General features: G+C 34.5%; 11 protein-coding genes and 1 pseudogene. 2 read left to right on the top strand and 10 right to left on the bottom strand.

Annotated features, from left to right (window positions below):
- Positions 1-113: 113 nt before the first annotated feature.
- Positions 114-2,897 (bottom strand): dynamin family protein, encoded by a 2,784-nt coding sequence (locus ACQKNI_RS08710; RefSeq protein ID WP_427282326.1) that lies wholly within the window; start codon positions 2,895-2,897, stop codon positions 114-116.
- Positions 2,898-3,457: 560 nt separating this feature from the next.
- Between ACQKNI_RS08710 and ACQKNI_RS08715 the strand changes: the two genes are divergently transcribed.
- Entirely contained in the window at positions 3,458-3,646 is a 189-nt protein-coding gene (locus ACQKNI_RS08715; RefSeq protein WP_000461143.1) for a hypothetical protein, read from the top strand.
- Positions 3,647-3,880: 234 nt separating this feature from the next.
- On the opposite strand, the gene ACQKNI_RS08720 is transcribed toward ACQKNI_RS08715, so the two are convergent.
- The 7 genes from ACQKNI_RS08720 to ACQKNI_RS08750 all read right to left on the bottom strand — a co-directional run bounded on the left by ACQKNI_RS08720 (position 3,881) and on the right by ACQKNI_RS08750 (position 12,347).
- Complete coding sequence (locus ACQKNI_RS08720) at positions 3,881-5,845, bottom strand: glycosyl hydrolase family 28-related protein (RefSeq protein ID WP_088230059.1); 1,965 nt, start codon at positions 5,843-5,845, stop codon at positions 3,881-3,883.
- A gap of 13 nt (positions 5,846-5,858) precedes the next feature.
- A complete protein-coding gene (locus ACQKNI_RS08725) occupies positions 5,859-6,491 on the bottom strand; it encodes a YesL family protein (RefSeq protein WP_088230060.1) in 633 nt (210 codons plus the stop codon).
- Between the two features lie 66 nt (positions 6,492-6,557).
- The gene (locus tag ACQKNI_RS08730; RefSeq protein WP_088230061.1) at positions 6,558-7,457 is read right to left on the bottom strand and encodes a carbohydrate ABC transporter permease; all 900 of its coding nucleotides are present in this window, start codon (positions 7,455-7,457) and stop codon (positions 6,558-6,560) included.
- 13 nt (positions 7,458-7,470) lie between these two features.
- Positions 7,471-8,424 (bottom strand): ABC transporter permease, encoded by a 954-nt coding sequence (locus tag ACQKNI_RS08735; RefSeq protein WP_088230296.1) that lies wholly within the window; start codon positions 8,422-8,424, stop codon positions 7,471-7,473.
- A gap of 118 nt (positions 8,425-8,542) precedes the next feature.
- Entirely contained in the window at positions 8,543-10,150 is a 1,608-nt protein-coding gene (locus ACQKNI_RS08740; RefSeq protein WP_427282327.1) for an extracellular solute-binding protein, read from the bottom strand.
- A complete protein-coding gene (locus tag ACQKNI_RS08745) occupies positions 10,147-10,299 on the bottom strand; it encodes a hypothetical protein (RefSeq protein WP_170933749.1) in 153 nt (50 codons plus the stop codon). The genes ACQKNI_RS08740 and ACQKNI_RS08745 overlap by 4 nt, the downstream gene beginning before the upstream one ends.
- A 998-nt stretch (positions 10,300-11,297) precedes the next feature.
- On the bottom strand, positions 11,298-12,347 hold the full coding sequence (locus ACQKNI_RS08750; protein ID WP_088230063.1) for a LacI family DNA-binding transcriptional regulator: 1,050 nt from the start codon (positions 12,345-12,347) through the stop codon (positions 11,298-11,300).
- 158 nt (positions 12,348-12,505) lie between these two features.
- Here ACQKNI_RS08750 and ACQKNI_RS08755 point away from each other — a divergent pair.
- Positions 12,506-12,580: pseudogene (locus ACQKNI_RS08755) on the top strand (IS6 family transposase); the annotation flags it as partial.
- 396 nt (positions 12,581-12,976) lie between these two features.
- Here ACQKNI_RS08755 and mutL read toward each other — a convergent pair.
- Together mutL and mutS are read right to left on the bottom strand one after the other, a co-directional pair.
- Positions 12,977-14,920: a DNA mismatch repair endonuclease MutL gene (gene mutL, locus ACQKNI_RS08760; RefSeq protein WP_088230064.1), complete on the bottom strand. Its 1,944-nt coding sequence runs from the start codon at positions 14,918-14,920 to the stop codon at positions 12,977-12,979.
- Positions 14,921-14,928: 8 nt separating this feature from the next.
- Positions 14,929-17,601 carry a DNA mismatch repair protein MutS gene (gene mutS, locus ACQKNI_RS08765; RefSeq protein WP_088230065.1) on the bottom strand — a complete coding sequence of 891 codons (2,673 nt, stop codon included), beginning with the start codon at positions 17,599-17,601 and terminating at the stop codon, positions 14,929-14,931.
- Between the last annotated feature and the right edge of the window lie 79 nt (positions 17,602-17,680).

A 17,680-nucleotide genomic window follows, 5' to 3' on the forward strand; every position in this document is an offset into this window, starting at 1 on the left:
AATTAAAGAAACTGAAAAATAATTTATATAAAAAACATGACATATTATATTAATGTAAACAAAAAACAACTCCAAAATCCACTTTTAGTGTACATTTTGGAGTTGTTTTACGTTTATTCTATAGTTGTTTCTAAAGTTAAATCTGTATAAGCATGATCCTCACCTATATGTAAGATTACTTCGCATTGACGTAATCTCAATTCAAAGAGCTTTATTGAGTCCTGATATACTTCAGGATTTGATTTCATTTTATGTAATACCTCTTGTTTTTCTTGTATTTCTAAATGCGTATTTTCTACAGCTTGTTTTAAGGAGCTAAATGGATTCCTAAAGAACATATTAATATCCCGCTCTTGCGTGTTTTCAAACAGCTCAAATTGCAAGAAAAATTTCTTCATAATAGAAGCCGTCGCCTCAGTATAATCTTCGTTTTCTAAATACTGTTTATATTTGTTATATAGCATAGCTCTATTCTTTGGAAGAACCCCAAATAATTTCCCGGCACTTTTCAGTAAAAATTGTGCTGGCGTAAATCGGCGTAAAATATTTACCTCTTCCATTTGTATTCCAGTCGTCATTCTATCAGTATCTCTACGCCAATCATCAAGCACTTTAAAATCACATTCTAACTGTATTCTATTTTCTCCAAATAAAGAATTAAGTCCTTCACTAAGTTCCTCTAAGTAGGATTGACTTTGAAGGAGCTCATTATTAGAAGTTGCAATCCAATTTTGCATAGAACGCGCAAGATTAGGTAATACAGTTTGCTCTAAATATTTGTGCACTCTTTCGTTCATCGCTTTATTTAGTTCAACATCAATGTGCCCGAAATCGCTTTCTTCACTAATTAAATCCGAACAGCTCTGTAATAGCTTCGGAATATGTTCAGTAAGATCATTCGTAATTTCAGCTTTCATTGTACGATATGATTCTGTAATGAAATGAATTTTTTCTTTCTCAAAAGCAGTAAGGTTATTCATACAACCATTTAATTTAACTAACATATCTTCATTCCAATTAATAGAATCCACTAAATTATTTTCCTTCTCAACGCGTTTATCCAAAAGATATGTAATTGTTTTTCGAATGAAAAATAATAGCTTTTCAGTACGTTCTGCATCGATATTTTTATGGTTAAAGTTAAAACGAATAAACTCCGTTAAATCATTTAGTTGTTGACTACTTGTATATAACGAAGAGTAAGGGAAAATTCTCGCATACGGGAAATATGCGTTTATTCTCGCTTGCGTATCATGTAATACCCTTTTTATTTCTGCTTCACTATAAATGTTATCGATTTTATTTAATAAGAAATGAATTTGTAAATTTGGTGTTTGTTCTTGAATACTTAATAAAATGTCACGTTCTTTGTCAGTAAAAGGTGAATCCGCATTCAATACGAACAATAATTCATCTACAGAATTTAAGTATTCTAATATTTCATCTCTCTTGTCGTTATTCCTATTAAAGCCAGGTGTTACTACAAATGCAAGTTTATTTTTACTTAAAAACCTACATGGTAATTTAAACTCCACACATGCTCTATCTCTATATGTTTGACGGTGTAAAGACATCATATCATGATACTCAAAGAAATTTTCAGTTGTCGTAATGGCCGATTCTGTTATAGCATTAATTTCTGTATGAGCATCATTTTTTAAAACCACTACATTTGAGATTGAATTTTCTAATATATTCTCTCCTAATATAGAGTTAATAAATGCAGTTTTTCCGTTTCCTGAAGTTCCCGTTACTAAAATACGATTTGTTCTTAAATCTGCAAGCTCACCCACCAACCATCTAAGTCGGTGACCCATTTCTATATCATGCTTTTGTGCCCACTGTGTAATAGATTCAAAAAGATGTAAACTATCCTCTAAGCCATTCACATGATTAATAGAATATAACAGTAAGTTTTCCGCATGTTCTATATTTACTGAATCTATTTTGGAAGGGAAAATTTCATCCCATGCTAATACAGCTGCAGATGGAAATACAGCCTGAGACGGATTAACTACCTTTAACCAATTTGTTAACAGATTAGGAATGATATCATTCAATTGTCTAAGCATATATTGACCTTGAATTAATTCAAGGTACGTTTCTTCATAAAGAGAAGAAATTTTGTCCCATATATCGGACGCATGTATTTCGATATGTAAGAAAAATTCGTTTATTGTGTTAAGCCATAATAAGTAATTTTGTTCATTTTTATAACTGTTCCAAAGTGATGAAACCATTTGCGTAAATTGCACTTGATCTACATTATTTAATGTAACTAATACTTTATAAAAATAGTCTGGTGAAATATGTTTAGTAAATCCTTTATCAATATATCCTTTTAGAACCTCGAACCACGGATAAGATTCTATTCGAATTAGCTCATTCACAGCAAGCTCTACTGCACTATCAAAATCTTGCTGTTCCTCATAGAAGGAACGGGCAATTATTGTGACATTTGGATAATCGGGATTTAAAGAAACTGCTTCTTTAATAACAGCGAAAGCTGCTTCAAAATTGTTTTGCTCGATGTAAAGAGAAAGTAATTGCAGTCCAATTTCGGTCATCAATATTTTGTTATCAGTAATAATGGAAGTATATACATTTTCAGCAACTGATAGTCGGTTAAGTTCAAAGTAAGCATCCGCAATATTTTTTTGTGCCCATGGTGCTAGTTCATTACTAACTTGCTCCCATTTAAAAATAGCTGCTTCAAAATCTTGATGATGGTAATAATATTCACCCTGTGCAAAACGAATATAAGATCCATCGGAAACCTCATCTTTTTCTTCGTTTAAGTAAACTTCTCCAAGTACTTGAAGAGGTGGTTGTGTCTCATTCTCCATTAGGAATGTTTCATAATACATCTTTTTTATTAATTGTTTTTCTAATCTCATCTTTTCCCCCACTATATCTTGAAAACACACTTTTAAGATATGTCAATACTTTTTTTATGTATGCTTTTTATCTTAACAAAGAATATCTTTTGGAAAATTTCATTTTCCTTTCATTTTTCAAGTAAGATTGAATTTTCATGAGAAAAGTTTCAGTTTTTTTTCAATTCCCTTTCAGTTGTGAAACAGCATTAAATGTTCCTAATAACCTAATAACACTATAATATTCCACATTATATTATCAGGAAAACTCTATATAAATCATATTATAAAAACAATTTATAACGAATATATATGCGTTTCTACCTTCACTGACAAACAAAAAACTCACATATTCGTTGTTAGATGAAACTATATGCCCATACATCAAAACAACTAAAAAACAACAATAGTAATCAACAGCTATTCATACAATATCTTTCTCGAATTGTTTTCCTTTAAAATTTTTCAGTAGTTATGCAATTAAATTGTTCTAACCTATATAAATAACTAGTCCAAAAAAAATCTATATGCATATCATGTTATAGTAAAGAATTCAGGAAATCCTAAAAGGAGGCACTTTCATGTTTGAAGATAAATCTAAAATAAATTATCCATATGAATTTACTGAAACTACAACAGTTCCCCTAACAAACCCCATTGATAAAAAATTCAAGAACGGCACAGGTACACATAACTTTCCAATTAAAAAGCATTATAAAGAGCAAGTTTTATATACTGAAAAAATTAATAATAATAATAAAAATAAATAATCCTATAGTTCTTCATTTTAACCATGCATAGTTACGTTTTAAGTATTAATTCTTATTATTCAGCTCATATCCCCTTTAAAAAGGAGAGTTTACTATCAAACTTTCCTTTTTAAAAGTGCTGATATACAGTGCCTTTTTTATTCACAGAAGGATTGCATTAAAACTAAAATATCCATAAAAAAAGAATTTTTATAAATTGTCCTTAAGTTTTTGTACCAGAACCGTTCTTTTCATTTAATATTTGTTTAATTTATCTACTCCAGTTACTTGAATATTCGTAAAAGGCATCTGAGAGTATGATAGTTCAGGATAAAAATCTTCTTCAAAGGTATTTTTTTCAATGATGACGTTGTTACATGCAGTAAACTCAAATGTTTTTGTTATTCTATTTGAATTTTTTCTCTCCCCGACTACCGTTCTATGAAGGGTATTATCTCTTTTTGGTTGGTACTTGAAAATTTTATTATTAGTAAAGATAAGCTGATCCACACTATTTACAGCTAATACTGACTCATGTTCCATAAAAAATTCATTATCTTCAATTCTAATGTTCCTGTGAATAGTATTTGTAAAATGAGGCATCGTTTCTCCTAGAGTGATTGGATCTATGCGTATTGCGGCATTTCGCCAGTTAGCATTGCCCGGATTAATAACATAGAACTTATTCGAACGGATAGTCATGTCACAAATCGGGCCAGATTCATACCAATACTGGGAATCATTAGATAAATAGATAGAATCCATTGCCATATGTTTGAAAGTATTATGTTCTATGATGATCTTTTTATTGGTTGTACATAGTATGCCTCTGGTTGATATCGTTTCAAAATGATTATTCTTAATATGTACCGATGGTGTATAGGTAACATTCTCAGCTACAAATAGCGGTTCTCCTCTATCATTTGTTAATTGCTCAAAAGGAATAGGTTGGTCAAATTTAACAATCATTGATCTTAGATCAGTATTATTTTCACCAGGATTCACCACATTTGCTACTGTATACTTTCTTCCTTGATCCCTTCCGTGAGTTAAGGATTCTCTAAGATAAAATACTACTTCATCCCCTAAATAGTATTGAGGAAAGCCACCTTGCTGCCTTTGGATATAACGAAGTAATAAAGTATAGTTGTCTATTTTTTTCTCGACCTGTGTAAATGTTCCGTGAACATTAATAGGGTCATCGTGAGCATGATTGAACGTACACCCTTCAATATGGATATGACCACTAGCACCCGACACATGAATCAAATCGGCATAACTAGAGGTATAGCGGTTACTCTCTTCTCTTGTTTTAAATGTACAATCGTAATAGGACACATTATGCGACATTTGTGTTAACCAGCCAAATGCGTGCATATAATGGACATTTACCTTATCAACAACTGTATCTGCGCTTTCCCAAATAAAAGCGCCTGCTGTTTCTCTTCTAGGTGTTGAACAGAATTCAAATACCAAGCCCTTTTTATGAAGAAATGGTCTTTTTTTATCATAAAAAACTCGAATCGTTGATTTTCCAGTTTGCAGAACCTTCGCTCTATTCGAGGCGAAAGGCCCTAAGTCAAGTGAATATCGCCTTGTGATGTTTATATCTGGATGGTAAGCGACAAGTGTCCATGCATCCTTGTGATTTTTATCGATCCAATAATGTTCCCCACTAATTGGATTAATTTCACTGTACCAGATAACATCATTTTCATTTTCACTTATGGAAAAATGAAAGCAAGCGGGAATATAAAAATCGGTAAATTCTCCACCTTCCCATTCCCCAGTGTCAACTACTGTCATCTCAATGGTTGTAGGATCTACAAAGTCCCAAGAAAAATTGTGGAGATAGATTTCTTTCGATTGTATGACCGCAATGGCCATACAATCACCGTGTATCATAAATAGAGAACCATTACCATTTACGATTACTTGATTCTGTGCTTCTAGTAATAAAGCCACATGTTTTTCAGGGTATTCGATACTATTTGTGTTGGATGTATGATAAACTCTTTTTTGTGCTGTACCTTTATGGAGTTGATAGGTCCCCATCGGAAAGTCTATCACTACCTGCCCCTCGGTCGTCTTGGCTGATTCGAATGCCTCCCAAATGGCTTTGGTACTATCTGTTTGACCCGAAGGATCCGCCCCGAAATCCGTCACATCAATTACTGTTTTACATTCTCGGATCATCAAGTCAATATAAGCTCTTTGCAAAATAGCCCCCCCTTTACATTTCAATTGCCTGTGAACTTTTAATTTGAAAATGTGGAAATACTTTACAAGATCCCCACATTAACAAAAAGGCTGTCACACTTCCTCCAAAAAAGAAGATTAATCCAGGCATTATTATAAAAGTTAAATAATGTATTAAAAAAATGGTAACGAGTAAAAACATTGTTAAGACCGGGTATAAGAAGCACATCATAAATGGTAAATTAAAGTAATATCCTATTTTAATTTTAAAATGGACAAAAACAGGAAAGAAGTACATTAAAACCATGATATATAAAATGAATTGAGCAATTACTCCAAATCTAGCAATATAATAAAAGGGGCCGGTTGCTTTAATTAATATTTGAAATTCAATCGTAATCAAATATCCAATAATAAATAATATTATTCCAAGTAAATTTGCCTTAACGAATTCCCTCCGATAGGATCCCCAAAAAGTACTAAAAATCGGTACTTCATTATCACCCAGGACCCATTTCCTTATAACAGCAAACATTGCGGTTGTGGCAGGCATGAAACCAAACAATCCCAATCCAACTAACGTAAACACAGCCCATAATAAGTTGACATAGGCAAATCGAAAAACCCACTCACATACACGATAGATTCCATTTGTAATTCCCGTCATAACTATTCCTCCACTTACTAGGATAGATTCATATATAGATAGTAGTAGTTAGTTGGTTAAACTAGTTTATTCCTTCACAGACCCTATTAACATACCTTTAATCAAATACTTTTGAATAAATGGGTAGATAATAAGTAGTGGTAAAGCTGAAACAATAATGACTGCATATTTCAATTGCGCAGCAATTTTCACTTGATCCATAAAGTTTTCACTGAGTCCTGAAGTCATCCCTTCTCCACCACCGTTACCAACATCATTTACAATAAGAATCTCTCTTAAGATCAATTGTAATGGATAAAGTTTTTCATCTGATAGATAAATTAATGCTGAAAAGTACTGATTCCATAATCCAACAGCATGAAATAGCGCCATAACAGTAATGATTGGTATGGATAGGGGAAGTACAACTCGCCAAAAGATTGTGAAATCAGAAGCTCCATCCATTTTTGATGCCTCAACTAATTGTACTGGTATATTTTGTTGAAAAAAGGTACGTGCCACTAGAATAGACCACGCTCCAACAACACCCGGTATGACCATTGCCCACACTGTATTTAGCATCCCCAATGATTTAACTACTAAATACGTGGGAACCAAACCACCGTTAAAGAGCATCGTGAACAGAATAAACCACAAGATTATCTTTTTACCTTTTAATTCTGTCCTGGATAATGCATAGGAACAAGGCAGTAAAACTAGTAAATGAAGTAATGTTCCTAGCACGGTGTATATGATGGTATTACGATACCCCAGCCAAATCGCATCATTTTGAAAGACCATTTTAAACCCTTTAAAAGTTATATCAACTGGCCAAAGCCACATTTTACCCGAACTAACTGCTAATGGATCACTTATAGAGGCACTTAACACAAAAATGATGGGATATAAAATGATCAGAACAATAATAGATACAAAGATGTTATTTATAATATTAAAGACTCTATCAGATAAACCAGTCCTCTTCATAGTCTGACACTCCTTACCATAAACTGTTGTCACTAGTTTTTCTTGCAATATGATTAACCGTAACTAAAAGAATGATATTGATTACTGATTCGAATAAGCCAATAGCTGATGCGAAACTATATTGACCTTGCAATAACCCCGTGTTATAAACAAATGTTTGAATAACATCTGATGTTTCAGAATTTAATGTATTTTGTAGAAGTAATACTTTTTCAAATCCAACGGCCATAAAACTACCAATATTTAATATAAATAAAACAACAACAGTAGGCAGAATGGTCGGAATATTGATATGAATAATCCGTTGAAATCTTGAAGCTCCGTCTACTTTAGCCGCTTCATGCAGTTCTGGGTTTACTCCCGCTAATGCGGCTAAATAGATGATTGTTCCCCATCCTAGTGACTGCCATTGGCCTGACCAGACATAAATATGACGAAACCATCCGGGACTAGTTAAAAATGATATTGGTTCCCCTCCCAGCTTTTCTATAGCAATATTCACCAAGCCAGTTATTGGATCTAGAAAAGCAAAAACCATCCCAACAAGTACAACAACCGAAATAAAATGAGGAGCATAGGTAAACGTCTGAGAAAACTTTTTAAAGGCTCCATCCTTTACTTCATTTAAAGCAAGAGCAAAAATGATTGGCAGTGGGAACAAGATGAGCTGATAGAAGCTAAGAATCAAAGTATTTTTTAATAATCTCCAAAAATAATAAGAATCAAAGAAACGTTGGAAATGTTCAAATCCCACCCATGGACTTCCCCAAATACCTAGATTCGCATAAAATTCCTTAAAAGCAATTTGGACTCCGTACATTGGAATATAATTGAAAATAAAAAAATAAAGTAGTGCTGGAAGTAAAAAGACATAAAGCTGCCAATTTTTTAAGATATCTTTTTTTACTAATTTAAATCCTTTATTCGTTGTAAAAGAAGTACTAACCTCACTCCTTTTCAAATCCATTTCAGACTCACCCCTACCTCGTAAATGTTTCTTTAGGGAAACCATTTTATAGTTTCCCTAAAGAACTTAATAGATAAATAGCATTGTAAAATTAGTTACGTTTTTTTCATTGGGTCGTTTAATTTTTCTGATATCTCTTTAAAGCTTCTGCTTTTACTTTCATATAATCTTTTAAGCCCATTTTTTCTATCGTTTTTACATATTTATCCCATTCTGAAAATGGTACAACACCTGTAATAAATTTATCGCGCATTTCAGTAACATACTTTTCAATATCAGCACCAACAGTGGTCAACGTCTTATTTTCTTCAACAGTATAAGTAAATTGTGGCCATACTTCTTTTATTATATTAGGTTCTAATTTCCTAGCCGCTTCTCTAGCGTCAGGTGCGTTTTCAAGTCCTTTAAAAAATTCTTCTTTTACAATACCTGGATAGCCGCCGCCAGGCCATGTTAAATATTTTGCAAGTTCTTGCTCAAAAGATAATCCTTCTGAACTATGAGTGATTTTATCCAAATACCGAAGTTCGCCGTTTGGAGCTTTTTCGAACGTTTCCCCTTCAACACCCATTAAAAATAATTTTGAACCTTCATCGCTATAGAAATAATCCATCCATTTGACTGTAGCTTCAGGATTTTTATTTGCACTTGTAATAACAAATCCATCCATACTTGCTACTGAAGGAATTCTTCCTGTAATTAATTTATCTCCAAACGGACCTTCCAAAGCCGAACCGCCGGTATATTTATCTGCACCAAATAATTCTTTCGGACTATGTGAAACAGTACTTCCGTATAAACCTTGTGTAGCATTGGCAAGGAATTGACTCGTATCCTTCGAGAAAATATTTTTCTCAATAAGCCCTTCTTTGTATAATTTATGCACATATTGGAGCATTTCTTTATACTCCTTAGAAGTCTGAATAAAACGTAATTTATTCTCTTTTGGATTCATATCTACGAACGGTGAGGCATAGCCTCTATTTACCAATCCAAAGGAACCATTTAACCATCTAGTCAACATACCGATTGAGTAACTACCAAAAGGAATCTCGTCTGCTTTACCATTACCATTCGGATCTTTTTCCTTTACCGCCTTGAGATATTCATAATACTCTTCAATTGTCTCAGGCATTTTCATTCCTAATTTCTCAAGCCATTCTTTATTTATCCAAGGACGTGGTCCAAGTAGCATGGAAGTAAAGTCCTCTGAAATAATGGTTGGAAACGAATAGATGTTACCATTTGGAAAAGTGATGGCATTTTTCACTTCTGGGTTTTCTTTCATAATTTTCTTTAAATTCGGTGCGTATTTATCAATCAAATCATTGAGCTTAATAAAGACACCCTGTTCTCCATATTTCAGTATTTCTGTCGCTGGAAATGAGGCGGTGTGAAAGGCATCAGGTAAATTTCCACCCACTAAGGCAAGATTTCTCTTTTCTTCTAGTGATGTATCCGGCACCATTTCCCACTTAATATCGACATTGGTCATTTTTTCATACTTATTAAAGATCAATACATTATTCCAGTCTTTTGCGGATTGAGCTGTTCTTCCAGCAAAAAATTTAAGAGTAATAGGTTCTTTAACAATAGGCATAGCTGATTTTTCATTAAGATTTGTCAGTGCCTTTTTATCTGCTTTACTATCTACGTTTTCAACATTGTTTGTACATGCCGTTAGTGCCATTAATGCTATCGATGTAATAATTAAAGGGGTTTTCATTCGCATTGGATCTCCTCCTTTTCAAATTGAAAGCTATCTATACTCAGTGCTTGACTGACTTCTAAAACTTTTCCACTGGGATTATGCCAGTACTTTGCAATACCACTTCGAAGTCCTGCACCTATAATACCAATTTTCACCATTTCCACTTGTAGTTCACTCCTATAGTAAAATTTAATTTATTAATAACTCTCTTGAGATTCACCTCCCCAAATATACTGGTAAACTTATTTTTTCCCGTTTTAAGGAAAACGCTTTCCAAATGATGATTAAAAAAGAACCGCTTTGGTTCGTTTTATATCCAACCATTCACGAAGGTCTAATTCAAATGCCACAATCTCGATCTATTTAAGAAATATTCTACGATTTTTTTGTTTTCTAAGAGGGAGGAATTTTCGTTTTGTAGAAGTAGTACATTTCTTTAAGTCGTTAACGTGGCGCTGATACAAGAGTGCTATTTCGGATTCACCTCCCAAAATATACTAGTATTTTTTTGATTCCCCCTTTTTAAGGAAAGCGTTTTCCAAATGATGATTAAAAAAGAACCGCTTTGGTTCGTTTTATATCCAACCATTCACGAAGGTCTAATTCAAATGACACAATCTCAATCTATTTAAGAAATATTCTATGATTTTTTTGTTTTCTAAGAGGGAGGAATTTTCGTCTTGTAGAAGTAGCACATTTCTTTGAGTCGTTAACGGGTGCTAGTACAAAAGTGTTATAAAGGATTTTATTTATAGATTGAATTTTTAGATTAATCAGAATATAACACTCGTATTTCGTTCTGTCAACCCATCAACTTAAACTAATTTCAGTTAGTCCTAGGGTCTATTGAGCATATTATCTAATTACTTGTTTTATACTCCAAGTAATAGAGTGGAGAAATTAACAAACAATAAAAACTGAGGTTAAGGTTTGTATTCCGTAACCTCATATTAATTCTCTTTTGAAAAGCAGGATGAGCATAAGCAAGATTGCTTAAAATGCTCTGGTACGCCAACAATCATTAATTTATTGGGGTATTGCAAAGCATATGGTGAATACGCTCTTCTCCCACTGAAGTCTTAATTATGATTCGTTTGTTGTCTCCTTAGAAATTTTTCGGTATTTATCCAAATGTTTTCCGAGTGTTGATAAAAAGAACCGATTAGTTCCGTTTTATTGATGATGATTCACGAATGACTAATTCAAATGGCAAAATCATCTTGATAGGAAGAGTAATCTTCCCTTCCACCATTTCCATGATGTTTTTGGCTGCCATCTTTCCCATTTCGTACTTAGGAGTTTCCACTGTTGAAAGCGGCGGCGTAAAATATTTACCCATTTCCATATTATCAACACCAAAGAAAGCGATGTCTTCTGGAATTTTAAGATTACTTTCAATCACGGCCCTCATGGCAGGGATAGCCATCCCGTCACTAGCACATACCATGGCTGTTGGCAAATAAGCCGGATCTCTTTTAATGAGCTGCTTCATTTCCTCGTAACTATTTTCCATTTCCCACTTTGCATTGATGACCCAATCCGGATAAATATCAAGTCCTGCTTCTTCCATAGCAGCTTGATACCCTTTGAATCGATGTTCCGCATGTAAATCTTCAAAGGTTTCACCAACACCTCCACCGATAAATCCGATGTCTCGATGTCCTTGATCGACTAAATGATGAACGACCGTTTTAATTGCTACCTCACGATTGTAATCGACAATAGTCAGGTGCTTATCAGTATAGTAAAAGTCTAATCCAACAAGAGGAATCGTTTGCTGAATATACTCAATTAAGCTATCCTCAATCCTGTCAATAAGAATAAGCCCTTCAACACCAAGGTCATGGATTGTCTTAAGCAGCAGCGCCTCGTTTTCAATCTCATCCTTTGTAATAGTAATTAACGTGTAATCATGTTTCGTCAAGATATCACGAATACCAGTATAAATACAACCAAAATATGGGTTTGTTTCTGATTGTCTTGGGCTGGCTACCCAGCCAATTTTCATAGTTCTTGTTTGACTTCTCTTCTGCCTATTATTCGCCAGATTTCGGGCATGCTGATTAGGGACATATCCTAACTCCTTCACAGCCTTCCATATTTTATTCTTTGTTTCCTGATTAACATTTCGTGTTTTGTCATTTTGAATGACTCTCGAAACAGTAGCGATCGAAACGCCTACATATTCCGCAATATCTTTTAGTCTTGCCATAAAAAAACACCTCTTGGCTTGTTACTTATAATAAATTACTGAATTTTTGAAATTAATTCTAATATAGCCCCTTTGATAATTTATTGTCAATTATTTGGTTCTGGTGCAGGAAATCTAGTAAACTTGGACATACTGATACTAGTACTTTAAAAAAGGGCGTGATTGGTAAGGAAAAGGAAAATTTGTTCAAATGGAAGCACTGTCAACCTGACATTATTTTGTTAACAGTAAGATGATACCTGTTGAGTAACTTTATTGCTACTCAACGGTTCCTTAATCCGCCTTTCAGTTCAGATTTTCTTGTCACTATAAAAACTCCCCTTTGGATAAACAGATCCAAAGGGGCAAAACGTCGCGACTTTATTCAAAACATCGCGTCTTTTTTATAAACACCATGGCTTTATATAAAAGCGACACATTGTTCTAACTTCTTCAAAGAAGGGTTTATTATTCAGTTAACTTAAAAGAAACACCATCTTTGATTTCTCTTTTATTTTTTTACATAATTAAGCACTAAAGCATTAATTTCGCAATATTTCCCCTTTTATATACTATAATCTCAATAGTACAAGATGGTCCACTCTCTTTTATATGTTCAGTAGCGGACTTTTTTCCCTTTGGACAGTACCCTACATAACCCTCTTAAACATCTTCTCCAACTCATAAGTAGAATGATGTACAAGGATCGGTCTTCCGTGCGGGCATGTATATGGATTTGTTGTTGTACGAAGTTCTTCAAGTAAAGCAAATATTTGATCGTTCGTTAAATATTGATTCGCTTTAATGGATGCTTTACAGCTCATCATGATGGCTGCTTCTTCTCGTAGTTTTTTTATATCTACTTTTTTTAGTTTAACAACTTGCTCCATCATTTCGTCGATAATTTCTGTTTCTTGACCTTTTGGAAACCAGGCTGGATGCGAGCGGACGATAAAGGATTGATGGCCGAATTGTTCTAAAAATAGGCCGACTTTTTTTAGTTCTTCTAGCTGCTCTTCGACACGTAAAAATTCAGTAAGAGATAAGTCAATACGGTACGGTACAAGTAGTTCTTGTACTTCTTGCGCTACCCGTCCTACTTTATCACGGAAGTATTCATAGTTAATACGTTCCTGCGCGGCATGCTGGTCAATCATATATAAACCTTTATCATTTTGAGCGAAAATATATGTTCCATGCATTTGTCCAATTGGATAAAGCGGCGGTAAGTCATTACCGTTCATTTCAATCTCTTTTATTTCCTGAACTTCTTCTTCCAATTCTTCTAGTTCAAAATCCTCTTCATTACTATCCCACGATTTCTCTTCTCGAATCGGTTCTTCCATTACCGGTTTAGTAGATGGCTGCCAACTTTGTTCTTCTCTTACGAGCGACTGTGGTGGTTGCCATTCTTGCTTCGGTGGTTGCCACAGTTGCGTTGGCTGTTTCACAGCCAGTGGTTCTTCTTGTTTTTCATCCATACCAGTCGGTAAAATGATGTCCGGCATCAGTGGTTCTTTCGGCTTCGTATGCTCAAACTGGAACTGTCCTTGCACACTTTCATCTTTTTCTTTTTTCTTCGTTGTTACCCCTGCATCTGGAATGAGCTGTATTTTTTTGAATGCTGCTTGCAACGTTTCTTCAATAAGCTTTAGCAATTCTTGTTCTTTACTAAAACGAACTTCTAATTTCGCTGGATGTACGTTCACATCAACAAGCATTGGATCCATTTCAATCGATAAGAAGCCGATTGGATATCGTCCAACTGGCAGTAACGTATGGTATCCTTGCTGAATGGCTTTCATTAATACGAAATTTCGAACGTAACGGCCATTTACAATCGTTGACATATAATTACGAGATGCTCTCGTTACTTCTGGTAATGTTACATAACCTTTAATTGTGAAGTCTAAAGACTCGGCTTCAATTGGAATAAGCTTCTTCGCAACTTGAATGCTGTAAATGGCTGCAAGTACTTGTCTTACATCACCATTTCCTGACGTATGAAGCAATTTCTTTTCATTATGAAACAGTTTTAGCGATACTTCTGGATGTGACATTGCAATACGATACACGATATCTGTAATATTCCCAAGTTCTGTATGAATGGTTTTCATATATTTAAGACGCGCTGGTGTATTAAAAAATAAGTTTTGTACTGTAATATCTGTTCCTTTTCGGCTCGCTGTTTTCTCTTGTTTTATAATGTCTCCACCTTTAATAATAAGGTGTGTACCAGGTGCATCACCCGTGCTCGTGATTAATTCTAATTCACTAACTGAAGCGATACTCGGCAATGCCTCGCCCCTGAATCCGAGCGTTCTTATACGGAACAAATCGTTTTCATCTTTAATTTTACTCGTCGCATGGCGTTCAAATGCAACGACGCAATCTTCTTCGGCAATACCATCTCCATTATCAATGATGCGAATTTTCGATAATCCAGCTTCTTCTAAGTGGATTTCAATAGATGTACTATTCGCATCGATAGAATTTTCCACAAGTTCCTTTACGACTGAGGCAGGGCGTTCTACTACTTCCCCTGCCGCAATTAAGTTAGAGAGCTGGTCATCGAGTTTGCGAATTTTCCCCATCTACTTACTCATCCTTTCTTTAACTTTTTCTGCAAGCGATACAGTTCGTTCATCGCTTCTAAAGGTGTCATATCAAGTAAATCAATTTTTTTAATTTGCGCAAGTACTGCCGTTTCTTTTGCATCTAACACTGGCTTGTCTTGTTTTTTCGAAGACTGTTCTGCACTAAAGAAAGATAGTTGTGATTCTTCTTCAGTCACTTCTTTCTCTTCTTGCACTTCTACCGGTTCTTCTTTTATAACTACTGGTTCAGGAGCAACTTCTTGTACTTTCACTTCTGCACGCTTTGGAATAATGATTTCTTCTTGTCCTTCTAGCTGCGCTAGCACTTCTTTCGCGCGAGCGATTAAGCTATCTGGAAGCTCCGCGAGTTGCGCAACGTGAATTCCGTAACTTTTATCTGCTGCACCATCTTGAATTTTATGAAGGAATACTACTTTTCCGTTCTCTTCAATTGCTGAAACGTGTACATTTTTCAGTTGGTCTAAACTTTCTTCTAACACCGTTAATTCATGATAATGTGTAGAGAATAATGTTTTCGCACCAATTTGGTCATGAATATGTTCAATGATTGCTTGTGCAAGGGCCATACCATCATACGTAGATGTACCGCGCCCAATTTCATCGAATAAAATTAAACTTCTTTCTGATGCGTTTGCAATGGCATTTTTCGCTTCTAACATTTCGACCATAAATGTACTTTGACCTGAAATTAAATCATCTGCTGCACCAATTCTCGTAAAAATTTGGTCAAATACAGGCAATACTGCCTCTGTCGCTGGTACGAAACAACCGATTTGTGACATAACCGTTACAAGTGCTAACTGTCTCATATACGTACTTTTACCAGACATGTTCGGTCCTGTAATTAAAAAGACATCCATACTCTCTGGCATAATACAATCATTTGGTACATACAATTTCCCGTTCAATACTTTTTCAACGACCGGATGACGACCATCTTTAATAAAGATTTCGCGCTGCGTTGTTAAAACCGGTTTTACAAACTGTTCTTCTTCACTAACCGTCGCAAAACTTTGCAGTACATCTAATTCACTAATTACTTTCGCTAAATGCTGTAATTTCGGAATGAATACTTTTACTTCTTCACGAAGTGCTGTAAATAAATCGTATTCTAGTTGTACAATTTTTTCTTCTGCTTCTAGAATTAACGTTTCTTTTTCTTTCAGTTCATCTGTAATGAAACGTTCAGCATTAGCAAGCGTTTGTTTACGCTCATAGCGTCCTTCTGGAAGTGCCGCAAGATTGGCTTTCGTTACTTCAATGTAATAACCGAAAATACGATTGTAACCAATTTTTAACGATTTAATACCTGTAATATCACGTTCTCGTTTTTCAAGCTCAGCAATCCACGTTTTTCCGTTTTTGCTCACGTAGCGGTATTGATCAAGCTTGTCATTATAACCGTCTTTAATAATATCGCCATCTTTAATCGAAAGCGGTGGGTTTTCTTGAATACTTCTTCCTAATAACTCTGTTAAGCTTTCACATGGATCTGCACCTTGAATTAACCTTGATGCATAAGCATTATCTAACAAACTAATCGCTTCTAAAATAGCTGGTACTTGAAGTAATGAACGTCTTAATTGTAATAAGTCTCGTGCATTTACATTACCAAATGCAACTTTCCCTGCTAAACGTTCTAAATCATATACTTCTTTTAACTTTTCTTTTAAATCTTCACGTAAGAAGTAATCATTTACAAACGTTTCAACCATTTCTAAACGTTCTTCAATTCGTTCTTTCTGTATAAGTGGACGTTCCATCCACTGTTTTAACATACGACCACCCATAGCTGTTTTCGTCTTATCTAATAGCCATAATAAGGATCCTGTTTTTTCTTTCGTTCGAAGTGTTTCTGTCAGTTCTAAATTGCGCTTTGAATGCACATCAATTTTCATAAATTGATTCGTATAATAAATTTCCACTGGTTGTAAATGATCTAATGAACGTTTTTGCGTTCTTATTACATAGTTAAATAAGCGCCCAACTGCTTTAATTAACTTTGCTTGTGAAACATTTTTCACAAGGTGTTCTAATCCTTCAGGAATTGTTGTTGTATCTTCATACGAAATCGTCATCTTTAATGTTTCTGTTAATTTATTTAATTCATCTTTTGAAAATGTAGAATCTACAACAATTTCTTTTGAACCAGTTGCATACACTTCTAATAAAATATCTTCTACTGAACCTGTCAATAACGTTACTGTATTTTGTCCAGTCGTTAAATCATTACAAGCTAAAGCATACGATCCATCTTCAAAATGTGTTAATGCTGCTAAGAAATTATTCTCTTTCTCATCTATTGTACGCCCTTCCATCATCGTTCCTGGCGTAATTAATTGCACTACTTCACGACGTACTACACCTTTAGCCGTTTTAGGATCTTCCACTTGCTCACAAACAGCTACTTTATATCCTTTTTCAACAAGTTGTTCAATATAATTTTTAGCCGCATGGTATGGTACACCGCACATCGGGATACGCTCACTACTCCCACCATCTCGGCTCGTTAATGTAATTTCAAGTTCGTGAGCTGCCTTAACAGCATCTTCAAAGAACATTTCATAAAAATCACCTAAGCGAAAAAATAAAAAGGCATCTTGATAGTCTGCCTTAACCTTTAAATATTGCTGTATCATAGGCGTATATTGCGTCATACTTCTCCTCCATAATTCTTACAGAATAATCTATATTCATTTATGTCACATTTCACGGACATCCATATCTCCTATTTCA

This window comes from Bacillus sp. NPDC094064, assembly GCF_050279585.1.
Classification (GTDB): Bacteria; Bacillota; Bacilli; order Bacillales; family Bacillaceae_G; genus Bacillus_A.

Excerpts from the sequence above, each read along its gene's own strand:
- ACQKNI_RS08710 (WP_427282326.1), bottom strand. The coding sequence starts at position 2,897 with ATGAGATTAGAAAAACAATTAATAAAAAAGATGTATTATGAAACATTC.
- mutL (WP_088230064.1), bottom strand. The coding sequence starts at position 14,920 with ATGGGGAAAATTCGCAAACTCGATGACCAGCTCTCTAACTTAATTGCG.
- ACQKNI_RS08750 (WP_088230063.1), bottom strand. The coding sequence starts at position 12,347 with ATGGCAAGACTAAAAGATATTGCGGAATATGTAGGCGTTTCGATCGCT.
- ACQKNI_RS08725 (WP_088230060.1), bottom strand. The coding sequence starts at position 6,491 with ATGACGGGAATTACAAATGGAATCTATCGTGTATGTGAGTGGGTTTTT.
- ACQKNI_RS08735 (WP_088230296.1), bottom strand. The coding sequence starts at position 8,424 with ATGGATTTGAAAAGGAGTGAGGTTAGTACTTCTTTTACAACGAATAAA.
- ACQKNI_RS08740 (WP_427282327.1), bottom strand. The coding sequence starts at position 10,150 with ATGAAAACCCCTTTAATTATTACATCGATAGCATTAATGGCACTAACG.
- ACQKNI_RS08730 (WP_088230061.1), bottom strand. The coding sequence starts at position 7,457 with ATGAAGAGGACTGGTTTATCTGATAGAGTCTTTAATATTATAAATAAC.
- ACQKNI_RS08715 (WP_000461143.1), top strand. The coding sequence starts at position 3,458 with ATGTTTGAAGATAAATCTAAAATAAATTATCCATATGAATTTACTGAA.
- mutS (WP_088230065.1), bottom strand. The coding sequence starts at position 17,601 with ATGACGCAATATACGCCTATGATACAGCAATATTTAAAGGTTAAGGCA.